Source organism: Paenibacillus etheri, from assembly GCF_001012825.1.
GTDB lineage: Bacteria > Bacillota > Bacilli > Paenibacillales > Paenibacillaceae > Paenibacillus_AQ > Paenibacillus_AQ etheri.
Genome location: NZ_LCZJ02000037.1, coordinates 40,228 through 65,994, shown reverse-complemented (window position 1 = coordinate 65,994; position 25,767 = coordinate 40,228). Strand labels below are relative to the sequence as shown.

At 46.2% G+C, this 25,767-nt stretch carries 16 protein-coding genes and 1 riboswitch; of the genes, 9 read left to right on the top strand and 7 right to left on the bottom strand.

The features are described 5' to 3' along the window. The first annotated feature begins 140 nt into the window (after positions 1–140). Entirely contained in the window at positions 141–3,155 is a 3,015-nt protein-coding gene (locus tag UQ64_RS23865; RefSeq protein WP_060625888.1) for an efflux RND transporter permease subunit, read from the top strand. A gap of 178 nt (positions 3,156–3,333) precedes the next feature. On the opposite strand, the gene gcvPB is transcribed toward UQ64_RS23865, so the two are convergent. The 3 genes from gcvPB to gcvT all read right to left on the bottom strand — a co-directional run bounded on the left by gcvPB (position 3,334) and on the right by gcvT (position 7,363). Further along, positions 3,334–4,794, bottom strand: a complete 1,461-nt coding sequence (gene gcvPB, locus UQ64_RS23860) for an aminomethyl-transferring glycine dehydrogenase subunit GcvPB (protein ID WP_060625887.1) — start codon at positions 4,792–4,794, stop codon at positions 3,334–3,336. Then, entirely contained in the window at positions 4,791–6,143 is a 1,353-nt protein-coding gene (gene gcvPA / locus UQ64_RS23855; RefSeq protein ID WP_060625886.1) for an aminomethyl-transferring glycine dehydrogenase subunit GcvPA, read from the bottom strand. The genes gcvPB and gcvPA overlap by 4 nt, the downstream gene beginning before the upstream one ends. Before the next feature lie 107 nt (positions 6,144–6,250). Continuing rightward, positions 6,251–7,363: a glycine cleavage system aminomethyltransferase GcvT gene (gcvT, locus tag UQ64_RS23850; protein WP_060625885.1), complete on the bottom strand. Its 1,113-nt coding sequence runs from the start codon at positions 7,361–7,363 to the stop codon at positions 6,251–6,253. A 183-nt stretch (positions 7,364–7,546) separates the two neighbouring features. After that, positions 7,547–7,645, bottom strand: a riboswitch (glycine riboswitch). A 277-nt stretch (positions 7,646–7,922) separates the two neighbouring features. Between gcvT and gcvH the strand changes: the two genes are divergently transcribed. Continuing rightward, entirely contained in the window at positions 7,923–8,315 is a 393-nt protein-coding gene (gene gcvH, locus UQ64_RS23845) for a glycine cleavage system protein GcvH (RefSeq protein ID WP_060625884.1), read from the top strand. 458 nt (positions 8,316–8,773) lie between these two features. On the opposite strand, the gene UQ64_RS23840 is transcribed toward gcvH, so the two are convergent. Beyond that, positions 8,774–9,604 (bottom strand): flagellar motor protein MotB, encoded by an 831-nt coding sequence (locus UQ64_RS23840; protein ID WP_060625883.1) that lies wholly within the window; start codon positions 9,602–9,604, stop codon positions 8,774–8,776. Then, positions 9,601–10,383 (bottom strand): flagellar motor protein, encoded by a 783-nt coding sequence (locus UQ64_RS23835; RefSeq protein ID WP_060625882.1) that lies wholly within the window; start codon positions 10,381–10,383, stop codon positions 9,601–9,603. Before UQ64_RS23835 ends, UQ64_RS23840 begins: the two co-directional genes overlap by 4 nt. Before the next feature lie 280 nt (positions 10,384–10,663). Here UQ64_RS23835 and uvrB point away from each other — a divergent pair, with 280 nt between their 5' ends. From uvrB to galU, 7 genes are all read left to right on the top strand, one after another. Continuing rightward, a complete protein-coding gene (uvrB, locus tag UQ64_RS23830; RefSeq protein WP_060625881.1) occupies positions 10,664–12,655 on the top strand; it encodes an excinuclease ABC subunit UvrB in 1,992 nt (663 codons plus the stop codon). 475 nt (positions 12,656–13,130) lie between these two features. Beyond that, on the top strand, positions 13,131–16,004 hold the full coding sequence (uvrA, locus tag UQ64_RS23825) for an excinuclease ABC subunit UvrA (protein ID WP_060625880.1): 2,874 nt from the start codon (positions 13,131–13,133) through the stop codon (positions 16,002–16,004). A 673-nt stretch (positions 16,005–16,677) separates the two neighbouring features. After that, positions 16,678–16,887 (top strand): DUF2759 family protein, encoded by a 210-nt coding sequence (locus tag UQ64_RS23820; protein ID WP_042131279.1) that lies wholly within the window; start codon positions 16,678–16,680, stop codon positions 16,885–16,887. A 131-nt stretch (positions 16,888–17,018) separates the two neighbouring features. Continuing rightward, positions 17,019–18,149: a S1C family serine protease gene (locus tag UQ64_RS23815; RefSeq protein WP_082651292.1), complete on the top strand. Its 1,131-nt coding sequence runs from the start codon at positions 17,019–17,021 to the stop codon at positions 18,147–18,149. A 26-nt stretch (positions 18,150–18,175) separates the two neighbouring features. Continuing rightward, complete coding sequence (locus UQ64_RS23810; protein WP_060625879.1) at positions 18,176–20,089, top strand: stalk domain-containing protein; 1,914 nt, start codon at positions 18,176–18,178, stop codon at positions 20,087–20,089. Between the two features lie 205 nt (positions 20,090–20,294). Continuing rightward, entirely contained in the window at positions 20,295–22,817 is a 2,523-nt protein-coding gene (locus UQ64_RS23805) for a U32 family peptidase (protein WP_060625878.1), read from the top strand. 323 nt (positions 22,818–23,140) lie between these two features. After that, positions 23,141–24,028 (top strand): UTP--glucose-1-phosphate uridylyltransferase GalU, encoded by an 888-nt coding sequence (gene galU, locus UQ64_RS23800; protein WP_060625877.1) that lies wholly within the window; start codon positions 23,141–23,143, stop codon positions 24,026–24,028. A 131-nt stretch (positions 24,029–24,159) separates the two neighbouring features. On the opposite strand, the gene UQ64_RS23795 is transcribed toward galU, so the two are convergent. Continuing rightward, a complete protein-coding gene (locus tag UQ64_RS23795; protein WP_156417657.1) occupies positions 24,160–25,014 on the bottom strand; it encodes an IS3 family transposase in 855 nt (284 codons plus the stop codon). Between the two features lie 20 nt (positions 25,015–25,034). Further along, the gene (locus UQ64_RS23790) at positions 25,035–25,724 is read right to left on the bottom strand and encodes a helix-turn-helix domain-containing protein (RefSeq protein ID WP_060625875.1); all 690 of its coding nucleotides are present in this window, start codon (positions 25,722–25,724) and stop codon (positions 25,035–25,037) included. Positions 25,725–25,767 lie beyond the last annotated feature (43 nt).

The window sequence follows — 25,767 nt, the reverse complement described above, 5'->3', positions numbered from 1 at the left end:
AGTATAAAACCAGCCGTAGGGCTGTTTTGACTTCGAACAAAAATGTCTAAACTAAATCTCGGGATGGAAAATAATACATACATAATGGGGCAGTCATAAGAGGAGTACCAGAAATATATGGGGTGGAAGGGGAAACGAAAATGAAGTGGTTAACCAAATGGTCGTTCGGTAACAAGGCTGCAGTGGGGCTTTTAGTTGTAATGGCTCTTGTAGTGGGAGGGATGAGCTACACTTCACTACCAATGGAATTTATGCCAGAGGCAGATAATCCTCAAGTGACTGTAACGGTGCTTGGTCCGGGTCAGGATGCCCGTGCGATGGAGACGAAAGTTACGAAGCCGATTGAGGCTGGCGCTGCTTTTGTAAAGGGGAAGAAAGAAATACTGTCCACTTCTGGAGACGGATACGCACAGGTGAATATTTTTTATGACTCAAAAACAAATATGAAGGATGCAGCTGGAGAGGTGCAAAAGGTTGTGGATTCGTTGCAGTTCCCTGAAGGGGTGATGGCTCCTTTTGTACTTCAACTGAATACTTCTATGATTCCTGTGTCGCAGGTTACTCTTTCGTTTGAGGAAGGTCTGACTAAAGAAAACCTTAAGCTTGCAGAAGAAACGATCATTCCAGAGATGCAACAAGCAGAAGGTGTAGCCAACGTCGCCTTATATGGGAAAGTAACTCCGCAAGTGCGAGTGAAGCTAGATCCAAAATTAATGGCTGAGAAGGGAATTACAACACCTCAAGTATTAGGGTTACTTCAAGGACGTAATGTATCAGCATCTCTTGGAGAGCAGACGATTGGTGGTCAGACAGGTAACGTTAATGTGGTTTCTACGATAGATAGTATTGATACGCTGAAGAAGCTCCCTGTTTCCGCGGGTGTTAAGCTACAGGATATTGCTGCTGTCGAATTGAAGGAAGATCAAGAAAGCGTTAGCCGCTCGAATGGGAAAGATGTTCTTTTCGCAATAGTAACCAAAGAAGCTAATGCGAATGCAGTAAGTGTCGGAGATCATATTCAGGATACCGTAGCACATATTAACAAAACCATTCCAAATGCAGAAGCAGCGGTCGTATTCAGCACATCAGATATGGTGGTTACCTCGGTGAACAGTATGATGCGTGAAGTATTGCTCGGCGCGTTGTTTGCTACGATCGTGATTCTGTTGTTCTTACGTAACTTGCGGGCAACCCTGATTACGGCGGTTTCTATCCCGCTTTCACTAGCAGTTACCTTATATCTGCTCGATATATCCGGCATAAGTCTGAATATTATTACGCTCGGTGGCGTGGCCGTTGCGGTCGGTCGCTTGGTTGATGATAGTATCGTAGTGATCGAGAACATTTACCGCAGGCTGCAAAAAGAACCCTTCTCCCGTGAAATGATTATAAGCGCAACTGGGGAAGTGGCTAGAGCAATTACTTCATCTACGATTGCAACGGTAGCGGTATTTCTGCCGATGGGTCTTCTGCGTGGTAGTTTACAGGCGTTCCTACTTCCGTTTGCATTAACGGTCACATATTCATTGCTTACTTCACTCGTTGTAGCTTTGACGGTGGTCCCGCTGTTAAGCTCATGGCTGCTGAGAAGAACTTCAATGGAAGAACACGAGCCGTCTAAATGGTTCACTCGATTCCTCGATTGGAATCTGCGCCGCAAATGGATTACTTTATCGCTAGGTCTTCTCCTTCTGGTTGGCTCCATCGCTGCTTATGTGACTATGCCAAAAGGCGCGCTTGATGCTTCAGATGCCAGTTATGTCTCTGTTCAGTTGAATTATCCGAAGGATGTTCCTGTTAAAGAGATTTTGGAGAAAGGAAAGCAGTTAGAGCAAGATTTGATGAAACAGCCAGAAGCAGAAACGGTGATCATGCAATCAGGGAACAGTGCGGATGCGGCCCAGTGGGGCTCTGTCAGCTCGGAGACCTTGGTCGATTATACCGTTGTTATGAAAAAAGGTGCGGATGCTGAGGCGTTCATCGATCATGTCCGTGATGTGAAGGATTCCTATGCAGGGGCAACACTGGTTGCCAATCAAATGAGTATGATGGGTTCAAGCTCTACCAGCGAGTATATTGATATCGTCGGTGATAATCTTACAGATATTACTGCTGTTGCGGCAGAAGTTACGAATAAGTTGAAGACTGTGGAGGGTATTCAGAAGGTCAGTAGTAATATGGAGGATACCAAACCTGTCTTTTCGTTTAAGGTAGATCCGACACTGACGAATGCACAAGAAATTACTATGCAATTGTCGGCTATGCTGAATCCGATCCCTATGGGGCAAATCGAACTGGACGGTACTCCTGCTGGAGTAGTGTTAGATCCTATGGCTGAGCCGAAGTCGGAGCAAGATTTAAAGGCAATGACGCTCATGACTGCTGAAGGTCCAAAGCCGTTGTCCCAACTCGCAACCTATGAGGTTCGGAATGAACCAGCACTGTTGTTCCATAAAGATGGGAAGCCATATGCGAGAATTACAGCGGAAGTGGATCCGAAGAAAGTGTCTGAAATCGGAGCGAGTATTAAAAAGGAAACCGATAGCCTTACCCTTCCAAAGGGTGTGACTCTATTTGCAGGCGGAGCCTCGGTTGATCAGTCAGAGGATTTCGCTGACCTTGGTATGACGGCGCTAATCTCCATCGGGTTGGTGTATCTGATCATGGTCCTCACCTTCAAAACCCTTCGTGCTCCGCTGGCAATCATGTTCTCCTTGCCTCTGGCTGCGATTGGGGCGATTGTTGGACTGATCGTATCCGGTGTAACGCCTGACTTCACTGCCCTTTTCGGAGCGCTGATGCTAATCGGTATCGTCGTCACGAATGCAATTGTGCTTATCGACCGCATTAAGCACAACGAAGGGCATATGAGTATTCGCGAAGCCATTCTGGAAGCGGCCGGAACACGGATGCGCCCGATTCTGATGACGGCGATTGCTACCATTTGCGCAATGACTCCACTGCTGTTCGGCCATGCAGAGATGGGCAGCATCGTCTCGCAAAGCTTGGCGATTGTGGTCATCGGGGGATTAACTGCTGCAACACTGCTTACGCTGGTTGTAGTACCTGCGATTTACGAGTTGTTCTACTTCCGTAAATCAGCTAAGGAGCGTAAAGGCGCAGTGAAAATAGAAACTCCAACGCACGGTGCATAATATCGAGAAGTTATAGTGATAAACAACTGAAACAGGCCCTCCCCAGTCATCTTAATGATGCTAGGGAGGGCCTGATGATTTAGAGGATGAGAACTTTTCGTGTAATTGGACAGTGCGAAAAGCAGGCCGACGATAACCGATATCGTGGCCTGCTTTTTTTAATATTTCTCATTATCTATTAACCGCAAGAACAATTCAATACCGGCTTACGCGCGGCTTGTGTCTCATCTAATCGGCTGATCTCTGTGGTATGTGGTGCGTTGATTACGACCTCAGGTGTCTCTTGCGCTTCTTTCACGATCTGAATCATCGTATCGATGAAGCCGTCGAGTGTTTCTTTACTTTCAGTTTCCGTCGGTTCGATCATCATGCATTCCTCAACAGTCAGAGGGAAGTACACGGTTGGCGGATGGTAGCCGAAGTCGAGTAATCGTTTAGCAACGTCCAAGGTGCGCACGCCATATTGCTTAAGGTTTTTGCCTGACATTACGAATTCATGCTTACATACGCCCGGATACGGAATTTCGAAATATGGTGCTAGACGATGCATCATATAGTTAGCATTCAGCACAGCATTTTCTGATACCTCGCGAAGTCCGTCCGGACCGTAGGTACGGATATAGGCGTAGGCACGAACCAGAATACCAAAGTTGCCGTAAAAAGCTTTCACACGTCCAATGGATTCAGGTCCGCCGAAGTCGAGTGAGAAGCTGTTATCTTCGTTTTTCACCACAGTTGGTTGTGGTAGAAACGGAATCAGGATGGATTTTACGCCGACAGGTCCGGCTCCAGGGCCACCGCCGCCGTGCGGGGTGCTCATTGTCTTATGCAAGTTCAAATGCACAACGTCAAAGCCCATGTCGCCTGGGCGGGTAATGCCCATAATGGCATTGGAGTTGGCTCCATCGTAATAGAGTAAGCCGCCTGCTTCATGCACGATCTCAGCAATCTCGACGATTTGGGTCTCGAACAAGCCGAGTGTGCTTGGGTTAGTCAGCATCAGCGCGGCTGTATCGCTACCGACGGCCGATCTTAGCGCATCAAGATCGACCATCCCTTTATCTGTGGAAGGGATCGTGATCGTTTCAAGTCCTGCTGCTGAAGCACTAGCAGGATTGGTGCCGTGCGAGGAATCCGGCACGATAACCTTCGTGCGGGTCTCGCCGCGGCTTTCATGGTAGGCGCGGATCATCATGAGACCGGTCCATTCACCATGCGCACCTGCGGCAGGCTGCAAGGATACAGCGTCCATACCTGTTAGTGCGGATAAGTCATTTTGCAAGGTATACATTAATTCTAGTGCGCCTTGAATACTTTCTTCCGGTTGGTAAGGGTGGATCTTAGCTAGACCTACGATGCGGGCAACATCTTCGTTAATCTTCGGATTGTATTTCATCGTACATGAACCGAGTGGATAGAAGCCGTTATCTACACCAAAGTTGCGGCGTGACAAGGAAGTATAGTGGCGAATGACATCCACTTCCGAAACTTCTGGAAGCACGACGGGTTCGCTACGGAGCAACCCTGATGGAATCAGGGATTCCAAGGTTTCTTCCTGCGGCACATCGCATTGTGGCAAAGAATAGGCCGAGCGGCCGGGACGACTTAATTCAAAGATTAGACTTTGTTCCGGTTTCATAAACAGCCCTCCAGTGCGCTAGCGAATTGGTCGATTTCGTTTTTGCTTCTTTTTTCCGTAACGGCTACCAGCATATGTCCAGCAAGTTCAGGATAATCACGGCCTAGATCATAACCGCCGAGATAACCCTCCTTCAGTAGCTTCGAATTAATAGCGGTCACGCTGCTACCTTTAGGAAGCTTGACGACAAATTCGTTAAAGAATGGGGAGGAGAAGGCAAGCTCAGCACCTGTTAGTTCGCTAAGTTTATTAGCAGCGTAATGGCTTTTACGAATATTTAGCTCGCCCACTTCACGCATGCCTTCTTTGCCCATAACGGACAAGTATACGGATGCGCAGAGTGCGAGCAGCGCCTGATTGGAGCAAATATTCGATGTCGCTTTTTCACGACGGATATGCTGCTCACGAGCTTGGAGTGTTAGAACGAAGCCGCGTTTTCCGTTACGGTCAACAGTTTGACCAACGATACGACCTGGCATGCGGCGCATTAAGTGCTCTGCTACGGCGAAGAATCCACAAGTTGGACCGCCGAGAGAAGCTGGAATACCGAGTGGCTGAGCATCACCGACTACAATATCGGCTCCAAGCTTACCCGGTGTTTCTAGTACGCCAAGAGCGATCGGATTTGCACTGACGACGAACAATCCTTTAACAGCATGGATCAGCGGCTCAACGGAGCTAAGATCTTCGATGTTGCCAAAGAAATTAGGCGATTGCATCAGTACTGCGGCAGTATCACCATCAATGGCCTCAGCAAGCTTAGCCTGATCGGTAACACCGTCTTTATAGTCAATCTCCACTACCTCAAGACCCCAAGCATTAGCCGATGTGCGTAACACTTGGCGCGCTTCAGGGTGAACGGTGCGGGAGACAATTAATTTTTTACGTTTGGTAGCACCTGCTGCGAGGACTGCTGCTTCTGATAATGCGGTTGCGCCATCATACATGCTGGCATTAGCTACTTTCATACCTGTTAGTTCGCAAATGTAAGACTGGAATTCGAAGATCGCTTGCAGTTCGCCTTGGCTGATCTCTGGTTGATAAGGGGTATAGGCAGTGTAGAATTCAGAACGGGAAATGACATGGTTGATGACTACAGGGATGTGATGATCGTATAATCCGGCGCCGAGGAAGCTGGCGTGAGAATCAAAGTCGGCATTTCGGTCAGCCAAACCTTTCATGTGGCGCAGCAAGGCGTATTCGTCGAGTGGTTCAGACATGGGCATAGTTCCTTGATATCGGACTGCTTCAGGAATATCGGAGAACAGCTCATCTATGGACTGAATCCCGACGGCTTCCATCATCTCTACGCGGTCCTGTGCTGTCATGGGCAGATAACGGTGCTTCATTAAGGTTTCACTCCTTGGCTTTTTTTAAAATATAAGAAAGTACAATGTTCACGCTATACTTTATCCTTCTATTTCTCGCTTAAAAGCTCACCGTCCTTATATGGACGCTAAAGGCGTTTATACTTGTAAAAAGGGGCCTTAATCACGACAGCTTTAAGCTGTTTGCCACGTATCTCTACGAAAACCTCTGTGCCTATTTCACTGTAAGCTGTATCAAGCAAAGCTAACCCCAGGTTGCGTTTCAGCGTTGGAGATTGGGTTCCTGTTGTGACCTCTCCGATTTTGATGCCGTCCGCATAGACCAGGTAATGGGAACGCGGAATGCCTCGATCAATCATTTCTAGACCGACAAGACGGTGGGGAAGACCGGCTTCTTTTTGCTGTATCAATGCATCGCGTCCGATGAAATCTGCTTTGTCCAGCTTTACGAAAAACTGAACCCCTGCTTCAAGAGGTGTGATGTCAGCCGACAGCTCCTGACCGTACAGTGGCAATTTTGCCTCGAAACGGAGCGTATCCCGTGCGCCCAGTCCAGCAGGTGTTAATCCGTGAGGAGTGCCAGCTGCGAGTAGGCCGTTCCATAACGTTGTTGCCCCATTCAGCGGAGCGTAGATCTCGAAGCCATCTTCACCGGTATAACCTGTACGGGAGATCAGTACTTCTACACCGCAGACGGCTGCGCGTTCGATGAAGTGGAAAGGCTTGAGCGCCGAGATCGGAGCATCAGTAACTTCCGCGAGTATGGTCTCTGCCAGCGGACCTTGCAAGGCGAGCAAAAGCGTCTCGTCAGAGACATTAGTGAGTGTGACTTCACCGAATTCAAAGGTCAGATGCTCTTGCAGCCACTGGAAGTCCTTATCGATGTTGGAGGCATTAACGACGAGCATATAACGGCCTTCGCTTAGTCGATACACGAGTAAATCGTCAACGACACCGCCGTTTGGATAACAGAGCAGCGTATATTGTGCCGCACCATCGGTGAGGCGGCTGACATCGTTGGTCGTCATTTTTTGTAAAAAGGCTTCAGCACCGCTCCCGATCACCATGAATTCACCCATATGCGATACATCGAACAGTCCAGCTTGCTGGCGAACGGCTTCATGCTCCTTCACGATACCTGTAAACTGTACTGGCAGCTCCCAGCCGCCAAAATCAATGCATCTGGACTCCGGATAAGCGGAATAGAGATCATAAAAAGGCGTTCTTTTCAAAGCATCCATGTCATCACTCCCCTAGTCTAATTACATACAAAAAAGGACAGGCAGAAGCAACCATGCATAAATGCACTAATCGCTTTCTGCTCTGTCCTTTGTACCTGAGAGTTACCCTGCGTAACTAACCTGCAAGTTTCCCCGTTGGTGACCTGACGCACTCAGCCTCGCGTCTGATGCTCTCCAGAGGTACGTCCGACAAAGGTCCTTTTGCCTGAGAGATTCACCCCTATTAGGGCTTACTCCTTCGGCGCCGTCTTCAAGTGAGACAGTCTCTCCCTATGCCATCATCCGCAACTGTATTTATTTAAAATATAAGAAAGTATATGTTTCACATTATACATTATCCTTATATTTCTTCGAGAAACGGTTATCGTCTATAAAAAGACGACAACGTCGTTTCTTCTTGTATGTCTCCATTAAACGGGTATAGGAGGGCGCTGTCAACAAGAAAAAGTCAAAAAAACGACAAATTTATTTTACTGTTAGTAATATTGACATTATGCTCTGGGATCACTTAGGCTATAACTAAATTTATAATTCCAATTTGGAAATGAGGCGGCTTGAAATGAGTGAAGTTTTAGATAACCTTCTTTACAGCGAAGAGCATGAGTGGGCACAGCAAGTGGAAGGACGCATAGTACGTGTTGGGATTACGGATCATGCTCAGCATTTGTTAGGCGATATCGTATTTGTGGAATTTCCAGAAGTAGGCTCGGCCATTTCAGCTGGTGACAGCGTAGGCAGTATCGAATCCGTTAAGACCGTATCGGAACTGTATTCACCCGTCTCTGGGAAGGTTACCAAGATTAATGACGGATTAGAAGCCAGTCCGGAGCTGATCAACGATAAGCCTTATGGTGAGGGTTGGATTTTTGAAATTGAAGTGGACGGAGAGTATGCTGAAGCTGTAGAAGGTCTGCTGGATACAGCCGGATATCGTGCATTGGTAGGAGAGTAATTGGGATTTTTCGATGTATATTAATTTCATCGCATGTGATATTTATAGCAGCAAGTTTCTGTTTTTGGGGACTTGCTGTTTGGTGTTTTTATATAGATAGTGGTGGTGATTTTTGCGTTAAATCCTGGGACTGTTCGGAATTATGGGATTTTATTTAAAAGCGAATCTACTGATTGTGGTATTAGGGAAAACCTCCCTTATTTTAGACGAATATAGCGTGACACAAAGGGTTTTAGGGAATTCCTCCCTAAAAATTCAGTGAAAAGCGCTATTTCTGACTAAATAGGGTAATAAACAGGGAGGAATTCCCTAATTCTGCGCCTGAACAAGAGAAAAGGCAGATAATCAGGAAGTATTTCCGTAATTAATAGTGGCGAGCCCACTTTGGTATGTTGATAAGCAGATTCGCTCCCGCACAGGCCTAGCTAATGTACCTAGCTCTGAGTAAAACATTTTTTTTATACACCCTCTTGAAGCTGCCGCAGCACAATGATCTCTACACGGCGGTTCTTTTGCTTACCTGCTGCTGATGTGTTTTCCGCGGTGGGCTGGGTATCAGCATAACCTGCATATTGAAAATTGTCGGGGTTCAACCCTTCATGATCTAAGAAAAAGCGCAGTACAGACAGCGCACGAGCACCAGACAGCTCCCAGTTGTCGTTATAGTGAGAGGCCGAAGATACTGGCGTATTATCGGTATGTCCTTCAATGCTGATCTTTGCACCGATATCGCTGAATAAGCCAGATAACTGCTGAAGTGCAGGGAAGGCTGGAGACTTCAGGTCTGCCTTACCTATATCGAATAGAAAACGATCACTGAGTGTGATTTCAATCCCCTGCGGCTTATCGGCAATAAAAATTTGTTCTCCGAGATTATTTTCCTCCACATAGTTGGTGATTACACCCATTAATTCAGCAAGTTTTGCCTCTTGTTCTCGAAAAGCCAGCTCACGTGCCGAAGGTGCTTCATTACCGGTTTTATCGTCTGTATTAGGACTTGGTTCCACTGCTGGATTTGAGTTATTAACTGTACTTTCCGGTTTGCTCTCAGCTGTCTTCTCAGCATCTAAAATGCCGTTCCCACCCTCAAGGACAGTGTTTCCAGACTTGAAGGTCTCGGATAATGAGCCTGTCACAATATTATATTTGTCAGTATCCAGGCTGCTCATCGCATACAATATAACAAAAAATATAAGTAAAAGTGTAATTAGATCAGCATAAGTAATCATCCAGCGGTCGCGGCTTTCCCGAGTCTCTGCACGCCGCTTTCGCCGGTCTCTTTGTCTCATAGAAGACCTCTAGTTTCTGCACGGTCATTCGTGTCCGAGTCCGAGATAAATGAGTTCAGTTTTTTACGTACCAGCAAGGGATGATCCCCGTTCTGCAACGAAAGAATGCCGACGAGCAGCATTTCCATACTATGTAGCTGGCTTTGACTGCGGGATTTGATTTTGGAAGCGATGGGTAAAAAGATTAAATTAGCGATGGCGACACCGTACAGTGTTGCGGTAAATGCAACTGCGATAGATGTGCCCAGATTTGACGGATCTGTAAGGTTGCCGAGCACACGAATGAGACCCATCACCGTCCCGATAATTCCCATCGTTGGTGCATATCCACCTGCGGCTTCAAAGATCTTAGCATAGCTCTCATGCTTCAATTCTTTAGCGTCCATTTCTAATTCAAGAATCTGTCTTACCTGCTCAGGGTCAGTGCCGTCGACAATAAGAAGTAGACCTTCACGTGTAAAAGGATCCGAATGTTCTTCAGCTTGTTTTTCTAACATTAGAACGCCGCCCCGACGGGCCAAGGTTGCCATTGAAATGAGTTCTTCTGCTTTTTCTACATCACGATCAGGGTTGCTGCCGAAAGCCATGTGTAGTGCTGTTGGAATTAAGCGCAGCTTAGATGCCGGGAAGCTGATCATAACGGCGGCAAATGTACCCCCGAACACAATCAAAGCTGCATTAAGCTGCAGCAGTCCTGAGAGGCTTCCGCCTTCCCACAGATAGCCGCCGATTAACGCAGCCAGTCCAGCCAATAGGCCGATTATTGAGGTAATATCCATGCTTCAAGCTCCTAACATTTCTATGTATTATGGTTTGCAACGATCTAGTCAACACTGTATAATGAACGGGAACACATATTCTTATCTTCCATATTTTTTAATTATAAGAAGGTATAAGTTTCACGTTATACTTAATTAATCCTTATAATTCTCGCACAAACGCTCAACGTCTTTTAGAGACGCCAAAGGCGTTTTAGCTTGCTATCGTATGGAGAGAGAACATTCAGACAACAATTATAATATATTAATCTAGTTTAGACGATAGAGGGGAGACGGGCAAATGAGTGATATTGTCGTCAGTACAAAGACTTTTGAATTGGAGTCCGAGTATACACCCCAGGGCGATCAGCCTCGTGCCATTGAGGAGCTGCTACAAGGCATCCGGCAGGGTAAGAAGCACCAGACGCTGCTGGGAGCGACGGGTACAGGCAAGACATTTACCATCGCACAAGTTATTTCGAAGTTAAATCGACCGACCCTTGTTATTGCGCACAACAAGACCTTGGCGGCTCAACTAGCGAGTGAGTTTAAGGAGTTCTTCCCGCATAACTCGGTAGACTATTTCGTCAGCTACTACGACTATTTCCAGCCAGAGGCGTATATTCCCTCCTCAGATACTTATATCGAGAAAGACTCCAGTATTAACGAAGAGATTGATAAACTGCGCCACTCCGCGACGAGCTCCTTATTCGAAAGGCGTGACGTTATTATTGTAGCAAGTGTGTCTTGCATTTACGGCCTCGGTTCACCGAAGGAATATGGAAGCTTGCTATTGTCATTGCGTGTAGGGATGGAGAAGCCCCGAAATGAGATTTTGAGCAGGCTAGTGGATATTCAGTACCAGCGTAATGATATCAATTTTGTACGTGGAACGTTTCGTGTACGTGGTGATGTGGTTGAGATCTTCCCGGCTTCCCAGGGAGAACATGCTATTCGGGTTGAACTGTTCGGCGATGAGATTGAACGAATCACTCAGATTGATGTACTTACGGGTGAACTGATCGGGGAACGCGATCATATCGCTATTTTTCCGGCGTCTCACTTTGTTACTAAGGAAGAGACGATGCGTGTGGCAATCGTTAACATCGAAAAGGAACTGGAAGATCGCCTGACTGTGCTTCGTGACGCGGGTAAGCTTCTGGAAGCTCAACGGTTGGAACAACGGACACGTTATGATATTGAAATGATGAAGGAAGTAGGCTTCTGTTCAGGGATTGAGAATTATTCCGGACCCCTTACCTTTCGTGAGCCAGGAGCAACCCCGTATACATTAATGGATTATTTTCCAGATGATATGCTAATCGTTATTGATGAATCCCATGTAACACTTCCGCAGATTCGGGCGATGTATAACGGTGACCGGGCGCGTAAAACGGTGCTGGTAGAGCATGGTTTCCGCTTGCCGTCTGCACTCGATAACCGCCCGCTTCAATTCGAGGAATTCGAAGAAAAGGTGGACCAGATCGTATATGTATCAGCGACACCTGGACCTTATGAAATGGAACATTGTGATACGATGGTGCAGCAGATTATTCGGCCTACAGGGCTGCTTGATCCTATCATTGAGGTTCGTCCTACAGAAGGACAAATCGATGATCTGATTAGCGAAATTCGTGATCGGGTTGAACGAGATGAACGTGTACTCGTCACAACGTTGACGAAGAAGATGTCGGAGGACCTGACGGATTACTTTAAGGAAATCGGGATTAAGGTTCGTTATATGCACTCTGACATCAAAACGCTGGAACGGATGGCGATCTTACGGGATCTTCGTCTCGGAACTTTCCATGTTCTGGTGGGGATTAACCTATTAAGAGAAGGTCTCGACTTACCGGAAGTATCGCTGGTCGCTATTCTCGATGCGGATAAAGAAGGCTTCCTTCGTTCCGAACGTTCGCTGATTCAGACGATTGGTCGTGCGGCCCGTAACTCCGAGGGTCGTGTAATCATGTACGGTGATCGGATCACTGATTCGATGGAGAAGGCGATGAGCGAAACGTCGCGTCGTCGCGCCCACCAGATCGCCCATAATGAGAAACACGGCATTACCCCAACCACCATTAATAAAAAGGTGCGTGACATCATCGAGGCAACGAAGGTTGCCGAGTCCAAAGCCGATTACCTCACGGGTGTTGGTGGCAAGATGAATAAGAAGGAGAAACAAAGCCTGATGCAGCGTCTGGAAGCCGAGATGAAGGACGCAGCAAAGAACCTGCAATTCGAACGTGCGGCAGAGCTGCGTGACGCATTGTTGGAGCTTCGGGCCGAGTAACAAACTATAAACGCATCACCGATATTTTAAATATGTAATTGAACGGTGCTGTCCCAGGCCGTTCTTTTTGAATAAATAGATGGACGCGCATCCCGTAGGGACAGTGCTCTATAATGCTTTTGGCACTTACGCGTATCCCGTAGGGACAGCGTTCCACAATGCTTTTGGCACTTACGCGCATCCCATAGGGACAGCGCTCCACAACGCTATAGCAGTTGCGGTAATCTCACAATTTCCGCTCTTAGCTAGTGTGCGCCTAACGTCCAAGCGGTCCCGTAGGGATAAGCGATCCGAACGCCGTAGTCACTAAGTTCCGTCCCACCAACCTCCTTCGCCAAAAAATGCGGGTGTCCAGAGGGTGCAACCCTTGGGGCCCTCCCTTGGAAGGGAGGGTTTGGGAGGGATCGAAAACGCTTTTAATAAAGCTCTGAAATCGTTAAAGTTTTGATATTTGATTCATTAAGGAGAGGTTCCGTTGGCGAACGAAAATATTGTAATTAAAGGCGCGAGGGCGCACAATCTCAAAAACATCGATGTGACGATTCCACGTGACCGTTTCGTCGTGCTGACGGGACTAAGCGGCTCAGGTAAATCGTCGCTCGCATTTGATACGATTTATGCTGAAGGTCAGCGGCGTTATGTTGAATCTTTGTCTGCTTATGCACGTCAGTTCTTGGGTCAAATGGAGAAACCGGATGTAGATTCCATAGACGGATTGTCCCCGGCGATATCTATTGATCAGAAGACAACAAGCCGCAACCCGCGTTCCACGGTAGGTACGGTAACAGAAATCTATGACTATCTGCGGTTGCTTTTTGCACGGATCGGTCACCCACATTGTCCAGAGCATGGAATTGAGATTACCTCCCAGACTGTAGAACAGATGGTAGACCGGATTATGCAGTATCCAGAGAAGACTCGTTTGCAGATCCTGGCGCCTATCATTTCAGGGCGTAAAGGGGAACACAAAGGACTTTTCACAGACATTTCTAAGCAAGGGTTCGTACGTGTGCGTGTGGACGGTGAGCTAAGAGATCTGTCTGAGGATATTGAACTTGAGAAGAATAAAAAACACACCATAGAAGTTGTTGTGGACCGGATTGTCGTTAAAGATGATATGGAGACACGGCTGACGGATTCATTGGAGACAGCGCTTAAGCTTTCGGGCGGTAAAATCCTTGTGGATATCATCGGTCAGGAAGAGCTGCTGTTCAGCTCTAACTTTGCTTGTCCGATTTGTGGTTTTAGTATTGAAGAGTTGGCACCACGTATGTTCTCATTCAACAGTCCGTTTGGAGCCTGTACAGAGTGCGACGGACTTGGTATGAAAATGGTGGTCGATCCAGACCTGCTTATTCCTGATGCTGAGAAATCCATTGAAGAGGGTGCTTTTTTAGCTTGGACTGGAAGTACCTCTAATTACTATCCGCAATTTCTGAAGTCCGTGTGTGAGCACTTTAATATTCCACAGAACGTTCCAGTGAGCAGTTTAACACCTGATCATATGAATAAACTACTGCATGGTACAGGTAGTGAGAAGGTTCGCTTCAAATATGAGAATGATTTCGGACAAAAGAAAGATGCGATGGTTGCTTTTGAAGGGATTATTCCCAACCTGGAGCGGCGTTACCGGGAGACCGCATCTGATGGTATTCGTGAATTTATCGAAGGATTTATGAGTGCTAAGCCTTGTCATGTATGTAAAGGCAAACGTCTGAAGAAAGAAATTTTGGCGGTGACGATCAACGAACGCAATATTTCGGATATTACCGATCTCTCGATTGGTGACTGTCAGCATTGGTTTGAAGAAATAAAGTTAAGTGAAAAAGAGACAGCTATTGCGAATCTCATTCTTAAAGAGATTTGCAGTCGACTTGGGTTCCTGGTGAATGTGGGACTGGATTATTTGACACTTAGCCGTGCAGCAGGCTCACTGTCTGGTGGGGAAGCGCAGCGTATCCGTTTGGCTACTCAAATCGGTTCGAGCTTGATGGGGGTACTCTACATTCTGGATGAGCCAAGTATTGGTCTGCATCAACGGGATAATGATCGCCTGATCTCCACGCTTGCGCATATGCGTGACTTAGGGAATACGTTGATTGTTGTAGAGCATGACGAAGACACAATGATGGCAGCCGATTATATTATTGATATTGGTCCGGGTGCGGGTATTCATGGTGGACAAGTTATGGCGCAAGGAACGCCGGAAGAGATTATGAAAGATCCGAATTCTTTAACCGGTGAATATTTGAGCGGTCGTAAGTTTATTCCGGTAACCGCTAAGCGTCGTGCTACCGATGATCGTTGGATAGAAATCCGTGGCGCTAAAGAGAATAACCTGAAAAATGTGAATGTGAAGATTCCATTGGGTGTGTTTACGGCGGTGACCGGTGTGTCGGGCTCCGGTAAATCTTCACTTATTAACGAAATTCTGTACAAGAGCTTGGCACGGCAGTTGAATAAGGCTGTGAAGGTTCGTCCGGGTCAGCACAAAGAAATTCGCGGCTTGGAAAATCTCGATAAGGTTATTGAAATTGATCAATCGCCAATTGGGCGTACACCACGCTCTAACCCAGCAACCTATACTGGTGTATTTGACGACATTCGTGATCTCTTCTCCAAGACAAATGAAGCTAAGGTACGTGGGTTCCAAAAGGGACGGTTCAGCTTTAACGTAAAAGGCGGACGCTGCGAAGCCTGCCGTGGGGACGGAATTATCAAGATTGAGATGCACTTCTTGCCTGACGTATACGTTCCTTGCGAGGTATGTAAAGGTAAACGTTATAACCGGGAAACACTAGAAGTGAAATATAAAGGAAAAAACATTTCCGACGTGCTGGAGATGACTGTAGAGGATGCTACAGAGTTCTTCGTGAATATCCCGCGTATTCATCGTAAAATGCAAACGCTGATGGATGTGGGTCTTGGCTATATTAAGATTGGTCAGCCAGGCACAACATTATCCGGTGGTGAAGCGCAGCGCGTGAAGTTGGCTTCTGAGCTATACCGTCGTAGTACCGGTAAGACACTATATATTTTGGATGAGCCTACAACAGGTCTGCATGTGGATGACATTGGTCGTCTACTGGAAGTATTGCACCGCTTGGTGGATTCCGGAGAATCGGTTCTTGTCATTGAGCATAATCTGGACGTTATTAAGACTGCCGATTATATCATCGATATGGGACCAGAAGGCGGCAGTGGCGGCGGAACCGTACTGGCAACAGGAACACCAGAGAAGATCATTACTGTTACGGAGTCTTACACAGGTAAGTATCTGAAGCCAGTTCTGATCCGTGATACGGAGCGTACCGAAGCGCTTATGCTTGAGACGGCTGAAACCATCTAAGCTATAAATAGCTGGATTGTATAACTACCAAAGAATAAAGGTCACGGCATTTCGCCGTGGCCTTATTGTTTGTTGTTCGAAATTATTATTTTGGGAAAACAATTAATCGGTACAATTGCTGGTATTCACCGGTAAATTAGAGCGATTATCCGATCTGATGTGAGTTTCTAGTAAACGTTATATGACTTCTATAAAAAGAACACCAAATAATAGACGGGATAGGCATATGTAGGGCATGTCCGTCGTAAGATTGAATGAGGAGCATGCTGTTGCTGTAAGTGTACTTAATGGGTAATAGAATAACAGTAGGCTCGATGGTTGGTTCCTTGAAAAATAAATAACTAAATGTAATATACATTTAGCTTTATCAAAAGCTTCAGTTACTAGATTGGGGAAAGCATCCCTAAAAACTCAAGTCAAACCAAACCGATACTCGGTTAACTTGAGGAGGCTCTAATCCATAACCGACACTTTATTTTCAATGAATATCACCAAACGTCAATGAACAATATCATCAATTCATTCAATTTTGCAGGTATAAAATAAATTTTTTGCGACAAATACATAATTTTTCTACAAAACCTATTGCATCGCCCAAATGGTAGCGATAACATAGAAGAGGATATGGGGAATACTGGATCTTGCTTGACAACATTTTTGAGGAGGTAAGGTAATGCTACTTGCAGAAGTTGCCGCGCAAGGACCGTCTAAATTTCATACCTTTGATGTTTTTATGATTTTATTCACCATCCTAATTTTGGTCGGAGTTATTCGGTTACTGAGAGCTCCACAGAAGAACAAGTTCGCCATTGGTTTCGGAGCGGTTAGTTTGTTGGTTTTTATAATCTCTGACTATGCCATGGTGATGCATTGGTTAAGTTAACGAAAGAACTAAATTGAACAGCTTTGCACCAAAAGACTCCTTTAACGCCGTGGGCGCATTGAAGGTGTCTTTTTTCAAATTATATAATGTAAAATTTATCCATGTGCAGAGAGAGGGTCTGGTGAAGGTTGATGAGGATTGGGGAGAAGCTGGTGAAGAAAGGATTGGGCCTGCTGCTATGTGGTGTGTTGCTGTCCGGAGTATGGAGTGAGTCGGTTTATGCGTTTGGTAGTACGACTAAGACGGTTAGCGCGGCGACGACAACCCAGAAAAACAAAATCAAAAATTCTACAGCAGCTGAAGACCCTGTCCCAGGGATTATTAAAAGTATCACCCCCTCCGTAGTGGGCATTATCGGCAAAGACGATAGTGGCGGGAATAGCGGACCGGATGATCGGTACAATCTGACGCATGGCTCAGGCATTATTGTGAAATCGAACGGATGGATCGTAACCAATGCACATGTCATCAAAGATCTGCAAAATGCCTTGGTAGTGACGTCGGACTCCAAAACCTACAGCATTAAAGAAACGTATCTTGATGAAGTTAGTGATCTGGCGTTGATCAAAATCAATGCAACCGCCCTTAAACCTGCAAAGTTTATTTCATCAACCGGAAAAACAGCTGTTGGTGAGAAGGTGATCGCCATCGGAACACCGATTAACTTTTCTCTAAGGAATTCAGCGACTGTAGGGGTTATTAGTGGCCTTAACCGTGAAGTAGCTGCGGCTTACCGCCTGATCCAAAGTGATACAGCGATTAATCCCGGAAATAGCGGGGGGCCGCTAGTGAATATGAAGGGTGAGGTGCTGGGAATAAACAGTCTGAAATACTCAGCGGTGGGTGTAGAGAATATGGGCTTCTCTATCCCGGCGAATACCGTGCAGTATATTATGAACCAGCTTTTTAAGTACGGTGAAGTAAAACACCCGAGCCTTGGGCTGGAGTTAGAGCCGAGTTGGTCTACGATTGTAGGATTGCCAACGCTTGATCCACTGAGCGTAACCAAGGTGGTTTCTTCTGAGGCACTCAAGGCGGGTGTTGCCGAAGATGATGTTTTGTACAGCATTGACGGCCACCGTGTGGTCTCACTAGTTGATATTAATGAATTGCTCAAAAGCTATTCTCCGGGTACGACGGTACGACTGGTTATGCAAAGTGATGGGGATATCGTCATCCGCAAGCTTCTGCTTACTCAGGGTGATCCCCTGTTAAGTGAAGAGGATTCGGGAACAGATGGGAACGAGCATACGGAAGAGTGATCAGGAAACCGAGAGGGGAACGGTAAATGAGCCATAAAGTTTTAAAACAAGGAATGTGTGCGATGCTGGCCTTATTATTGCTATTTTCTTTATTACCCATACAAACAGCATTGGCTTCAGAAGCAGACAAGCTGCAGCTCAGTCTTAAAGTTGGCAGTACCTCAGCTACGGTAAATGGGAAGAAGGTGGCTATTGAGCGACCTTTTATAGAGAACGGAACGGTTATGGTTCCACTTGGAGTTTTTAAAAAGACATTTGGCAGCAAGGTTTCCTTAGAAGGAAATGATGTAGTGAAAGTAACGTACGGCTCTCATACAGGGTTAATGACAATTGGTAGTACTAGCGCCTGGAAGGATGAGACTAAAGTTAAACTCAGCTCCGCGCCTCGGATGGTTTCAGGTGTGCTGATGGTGCCGCTGCGGTTTGTGGCGAGTGTACTAGGTGCAACCCTCTCCCGAGGGAACGGCAGTGAGCTAATCATTACCCTGGTTCCTGCACAGAATGAAGGAGATGTACCAGTGGATACTGGTATTGATAGCGATGTGGGTAAGACGCAAATGGGGAACAGCTATTTTCAATGGACACTAAATTATCCGTCTGGACTGATTGCTGGAAATAGCGGTGGAGATGAGAGTGTGGCTACCTTTTCAAGTGCCGACAATCTTTATTATTTGGAGATCCATGCAATTGATCAAGCGGTTTCGGTGGATGCAGATGGGCTTCTGGAGCAACTAGTCCGGGAAGTCGAGTTAGGCGGTGAGCTGATATTAGACCGGGAGTCGTTCCCGAAAGCCTCTGTACCCTATGCACGATTGGTCAGTAAAGATTCTAACGGAGCACTCTGGGAAAACAGGCTGATCTATGCTGAAGGTAGGCTTTACGAGATTTATTTGACGGATGAAAAAGCCACTAATTATAAAGATTTAGCCAAATATGCGGGGTTACTGAGCTCTTTTCGACCCTCTTTTGACACTAAGGATAACAAAATCCGTGATCTCTCTACCGTAAAGAATGGCTTGAGTGAAGCCTATAATGAGGACTATGGCATCTCACTACAGGTTCCTGCCGATTGGACTAAGGATGACCAGTATTTCTATTATGAAAGTAAAGAGGGAAGTCATTTGAGTGTGGCCATTACATCGGCACCTGCTGGTTCTACACTAGAAAGCTGGGCTGAAGAGCTGAAGACAAAAACGCAAGAGAATTTTGTAGCGGATGCTCATGTTTTTAAGGATAGCATGAAGTCTGAGATTTCCGGTGTACCTGCACAAATAAGTGAGACACAGTTGAATTTCGGCAACGGGTGGACGACAGAATATCAGGCACTGGTGCTCAAGAATGGGTACCGTTACTATTTTGAATATGTGACACCTCCTGGGCAAGAAGACGATAAGACCAAATTTAAAGCCATTATATCCTCTATTGATATTGATTATGATCTGTTGAAGGAGAACTTCGGGCGACTCGCTAGCGATGACTATAAGACAATCAAGAATAAATCGATAACCAAAGTATCCAAAAGATACGGCTATGCCATCGACATACCACGTTTATGGACACCCAATCAAGATGTATTCGAGACACAGCTGGTAGAGTATCGGTTCATCGGAGGACGTTTCCAGATCAACTCGAAACCTGAGGGCTCAGTCGATTATGCGGTGAATATGCTCAAAGATTCTTATCAGAATAAAAATAATGATCCTAAAGGTCCTCGCATTGAAAGTATAGTGGAGTCTACCTTTGCAGGTGTTCCTGCCACGATCATTACTGTGCATCAAATCAAGAATGGTGTTCCTCTCCGCAGCAAGCAAGTTGTTTTTGGCAAAAATGAGGTGGTCTACACGATTACTGTTATGCTGTATGATGCCAATGCTACTGCAGAACAGCAAGCTCTGCTGGATAAAACGCTGCAATCGTTTCGGTTTACAGGGAGTGATTAGTTTAGAGTTGTGAGGAGTTCATGAGTAACTAATAGTAGAGTGTAATTCAAACAGACGAGAACGTCCTTGTTGCCAAATTGGCGTGGGGCGTTCTTTCTTTATATAAATGTTGGTAAACACATGGCGCTGAGATGTGATATTTGATACAATTATCAAGTTAATCAACTAGAAATGACCCGCCACATGGCGGTTTGGGAGGATATAAATGAAAGAGCAACAAATACGCAGAGAAGACGTGGAGCTATTGGCACCTGCAGGTGACTGGGACTGCATGCGTGCGGCGGTAGCGAACGGAGCGGATGCTATCTTTTTTGGCGTAGAGAAGTTTAATGCACGGGCGAGAGCGAACAACTTTCGCATGGACGAGCTGACGGAAATTATGGCGTTTTTGCATAGCTATGGTGTGAAGGGCTTCCTGACCTTTAATATACTGGTTTTTGAAAATGAATTGTCCGATGCAAAAGAACTGATTGATGCTTGTGTAGATGCTGGCGTGGACGCGGTGATTGTACAGGATTTAGGTTTGGTCAAAATGATCCGTGAAATCTCACCGGATTTCCCGATTCATGGATCGACACAAATGACGATTACTTCTCCGGAGGCGGTCGAGTTCACTAAGCCTTTCAGTTTGGAACGTGTGGTACTGGGTCGTGAGAACAATCTGAAGCAAATTAAGACGATTGGGGAACAAGCCCGTCTGCCGATGGAAGTATTCGTGCACGGAGCTTTATGTGTCTCTTATTCGGGTCAATGTCTGACTTCGGAAATGTGGGGCGGACGTTCCGCCAACCGCGGAGAATGTGCTCAAGCTTGCCGCCTGCCTTATGATCTGATGGTGGATGGAGAAGTTAAACCAATGGGTGATGTGACTTACTTGCTCTCCCCTAAGGATTTGGCTGCCATTGATCTTATGCCTGAGCTGATCGAGGCGGGCGTAACTTCTTTCAAAATCGAAGGGCGCCTCAAGAGCCCGGAATACGTTGCGAATGTAGTTAGTAAGTACCGTCAGGCAATTGATCGGTATTTTGATGGCGATCTGTCCAAACCATCGAAGGAAGAAGTCCGCGAGCTACAACAAAGCTTCTCCCGTGGATTTACGCATGGTTTCTTAGATGGAACTAACAATAAAAAGCTCGTAGATGGCACTTTCCCGAAAAGCCGTGGTGTATATCTCGGAACAGTTGAACAAATTCTTCGTGATGGCGTAGTCTGCCGTATTCATGCACCGCTTAAGCGGGGAGACGGAATCGTGTTTGATGCAGGCGATCCGACGAAAAAAGAAGAAGGTGGACGCGTATACGATCTTCGTCGTAAAGGTGTGAAGCTGGAAGGCGAAGCCGGAGAAGGCTGGATCATCGACATCGTAGCCGGTCGTAATGATGTGGATCTTCGCCGTCTAAATGTCGGTGACCGCATTTGGAAGACGAATGACCCTGCGCTAGACAAAGCGCTGCGTCAGACTTTTGAAACCGAGAAGCCGTACCGGGTATTCCCGGTACAGGTGCGAGTGCAGGGCTGCGTCGGCGAGAAGCTGACCACTTGGTGGACGGACGTTCAGAAGAACGTTACCGTCCGTGTGGACTCGGAGCTCGCGCTGGAAACAGCGCAAAAGCGTCCGATGGATACTGCGCTGCTGGAAGAACAATTCGGCCGCCTGGGCGGGACCGTGTTCCAGCTTGACGCGCTAGAGTCGCACCTGCAAGGCGACGTGATCGTCCCTATGCGCGAGCTGAACAGCATCCGCCGCCAAGCGGTGGAGCTGCTTGCGGGCGAGCGCCCGAAACCGCCCGTTTATGTGAAACGGGCGATCGAGGTCTACGGCGACGCTACCCGCAGGGACGTCGCTTCGCAACGCGCTGGTGAAGCGGAGCTCACCGCGCTGTGCCGCAGCCTGCCGCAGGTGCAGGCTGCGCTCGAGGCCGGCGTGAGAAACATCTACGCCGACTTCGAGTTTATCAAGCAGTTCCCGGCAGCGGTAGATGCGGTACGGGCTACAGGGGCCAGCATCGCGCTGGCCACGCCGCGCATTCATATGCCGGGCGAGAACGGCTACCACGCCAATATCCTGCGTCTGCAGCCTGATGCCGTGTTAGTACGCAATACCGGCGCGCTGTATTATTATCTGCGCCGCCGCCAAGAGCAGCCTGATGCTGTGCATCCTCGCCTAATCGGCGATTTCTCACTGAATATCGCTAACCATAAGGCAGTGGATCTATTCCTTGAGGCAGGCTGTGACGTTGTTACACCATCCTATGACTTGAACATTCAACAGATGGTCGACCTGCTTGAACACAGTGATACTTCTCGTATGGAGATCGTTATTCATCAGCATTTGCCGATGTTCCACACAGAGCACTGTGTATACTGTACCTTCATGAGTGAAGGCACAGACTTTACGAACTGTGGCCGTCCTTGTGAAGAGCACCGTGCTTCCCTGCAAGACCGCATTGGAATGTCACATCCGGTTCGTGTGGATGAGGGCTGCCGTAATACTGTCTATAACGCCGTTGAGCAGTCCGGTGCGGAGTATTTGAACAATTTCCGTGATCTAGGCGTATCCTCGTACCGCGTGGAGTTCCTTGAAGAGACACCAGAGCAAGTGGCTGAGGTAATTAGCCTATACAGCCGCGCACTTCGTGGCGAGATCTCTGGCACGCAGGTATGGAAGAGCTTGAAGGCTACAAACCAACTTGGCGTAACGCGTGGGCAATTGGTGAACGCGAAGTAATAAGAGTTAAGAGTTGAAGAAAAAGGGCTAAGTAACTACCAGGTAGATGCTGGTATTGCTTAGCCCTTTTTTCAGAATTGATCTCGTCCTCATCCTAATTTGCATATACTAAATAGTAGTATATTATGGGGGCAGCAAAGTATTTAAAATAGCAATAATTGATTATAATTCCTGCCCTCTTATTTCATTGGAATAGATATACAAATATAACAAACACTCTGACATAAATGTGCTGTAACTGCTATAATTGAAAGAAATATGCCATTTTAGGGTACTTACAGATATGTAATTGAAAAGAGTATATGATAGAAGGAGTTAATGTGATGAAGATCCGTAAAGCGATTATTCCCGCCGCAGGTCTCGGCACTCGTTTTTTACCTGCAACTAAAGCAATGCCTAAAGAAATGCTACCGATTGTAGATAAACCAACGATCCAATATATTGTTGAAGAAGCAGTCGCTTCCGGGATCGAGGATATTATTATTGTAACGGGGAAAGGCAAACGTGCGATTGAAGACCACTTTGATAACTCATTTGAACTGGAATTTAACTTGGCTGAGAAGCAGAAGTGGGAGCTGCTTGAATCCGTTCGCAAATCTTCTGAAATGGCTGATATCCATTATATCCGCCAAAAAGAGCCAAGAGGTCTCGGACATGCGATTTGGTGTGCACGTAAATTCATAGGAAACGAACCGTTTGCTGTCCTACTCGGCGATGATATTGTTGAAGCGGACAAACCGTGCCTCAAACAGATGATTGACATATATGACGAGTATAAATCTTCTATCGTGGGTGTTCAGCCTGTTCCGTGGGAGGAAGTATCACGGTATGGTGTGGTAGATGGTTCGCCTTTGGCGGAACGTGTCTACAAGGCAAATCGTCTAGTAGAGAAGCCGATGAGAGAAGAGGCTCCTTCGAACTTAGCTATTCTGGGACGATATATTTTAACTCCACGTATCTTCGATATGCTTGGAGAACAGCAGGTGGGTGTAGGTGGAGAGATCCAACTTACAGATGCGATAGCACGTCTAAGCGAGGTTGAACGAATTATTGCCTATGACTTTGAAGGTAAACGTCATGATGTGGGTGAGAAAATGGGCTTTATCCAGACTACCATTCATTATGCACTTCAACACGAGGAGCTTAAAGATGACTTGCTTCGTTATATGAAAGAGCTTGTCGAGAGCGAAGCAGCTAAGGTCGGACTATAAGTAAATCTCATATATCGAAAAAAGGCGCGCCACTGTAATTTGAAGTGCTCCCTGTCAAGTGGACAGTGTAAAAAACAAAAATAGTTAGTTTAGATACCTCAGTTCGTATTGCCAGAGCTGAGGTATCTTCGTTATGCAGCTCGTCGGTATTCGTTAGGTGACAAGCCATCCAAACAATCTGTGTAGCGGTAATTATTGTAGTAGTGAATATATTTGCTAACCTCTGTGAGGACATCATCATAGGTGTCATACTTTGTAAGATAATAGCTTTCTGACTTGTATGTACCCCAAAAACGCTCAATAGGTTGGTTGTCCAAACATCGGCTCACACGAGACATGCTTTTCTTAAATCCGTATTTTACATGAAGTCGGTTGTACTCATGAGACGTGTACTGGAAGCCTCTGTCGCTTTGTAAAAGAGGGGATACGCCAGGATTCTTCGCGTAAGCCCTTTTCAGCGTATCCATCACGAGTTTATTGTTGTTGGAATGGCTTAATACCCATGAGACAATGGAATTATCATATACATCAATAATGGCGCTCAAATAAGCTTTGCGCCCATTCCCATACTTCAGTTCTGTCACATCTGTACACCATTTTAAATTAGGAGAATTGGCATCAAAGTTAAGATTCATTACATTTTCAGCTACATGAATCTCCGCAGCTTTCACATAACTTGCTCGTTTTCTGCGAATGACCGCTTTAAGCCCAAGAGCACACATAATTCGGTAATAACGCTTTTTGTTGTACTTCTTTTTGAGCTTTCGGTTTAATTGCGTGCGCATTTGGCGATACCCAAGTATCCCTTTTCGCTTGTCATAACGCAGCTTTACTTCTTTGGCTAACGCATAAATTTCAAGTTCCATACTAGAGGGTTTCCAGTTTAACCACTTGTAATAGGCAGATCGAGCAACCCCAGCTAACGCACACAACTTCGTAATTGCGTGACCTTTTTCTTTGTTCAGTTCTTGAATCGCTTGATACAAGTTTACTTGCCGAACAAGGGTTAGCGTGTATTTCGTCGCTTGATCTCCGCCAACTTTTTTGCGAAGTCATTCTCCATCTCTAGATATTCATTTCGCGCTTCTAGCTCTTTAATCCGTAGCTTAAGGCGGCCATGCTCATCTAGTTCTTCTACAGGCTTTTTACGACCTCGATTGTCCTGAAGAGCCTCCTCGCGGCCAACTTGATATTTCCGAACCCATGCGTAAACTTGCTGATAAGATACTCCGTACTTTTCAATCGCTTTCTGATAATCCAATCCATTAGCCATGGTATATTGTGCAATTTCAATGCGTTCTTCGAAAGTTGTTTTACGTCCTTTGTTCATATGAGATAGTCCTTTTCCTGTATGTGTAGGTTTCAATTCTATCTCATTAGTATACTTGGTAATCCATTTTGTCAAAACACTTCTGCTTGAAATATGATGCTTGTTTGTCACCTCTTCAACGGAGCAACGGCCAGACAACACTTCGTTAACAGCAGCTAGTTTCAATTCCTTTGAGTATGTTTTCCATGTTCTCGATTCCTTCAACCCGTCCAAACCATCTGCTTTATATTTCCTAATCCATTCTCTAACCGTGTGCGAACTAAGACCTCGTTGTTTTGCCTCATAGTTTGGATTTGACTTGTGCTCAAGGCACAGCCGTACGACATGTAATTTTACTTCTAAAGATGCTGGACTTCTTTTAGACATTAGAAAAACTCCCATCATTGTAGCAGTAGAAGTTTTTGTTTTT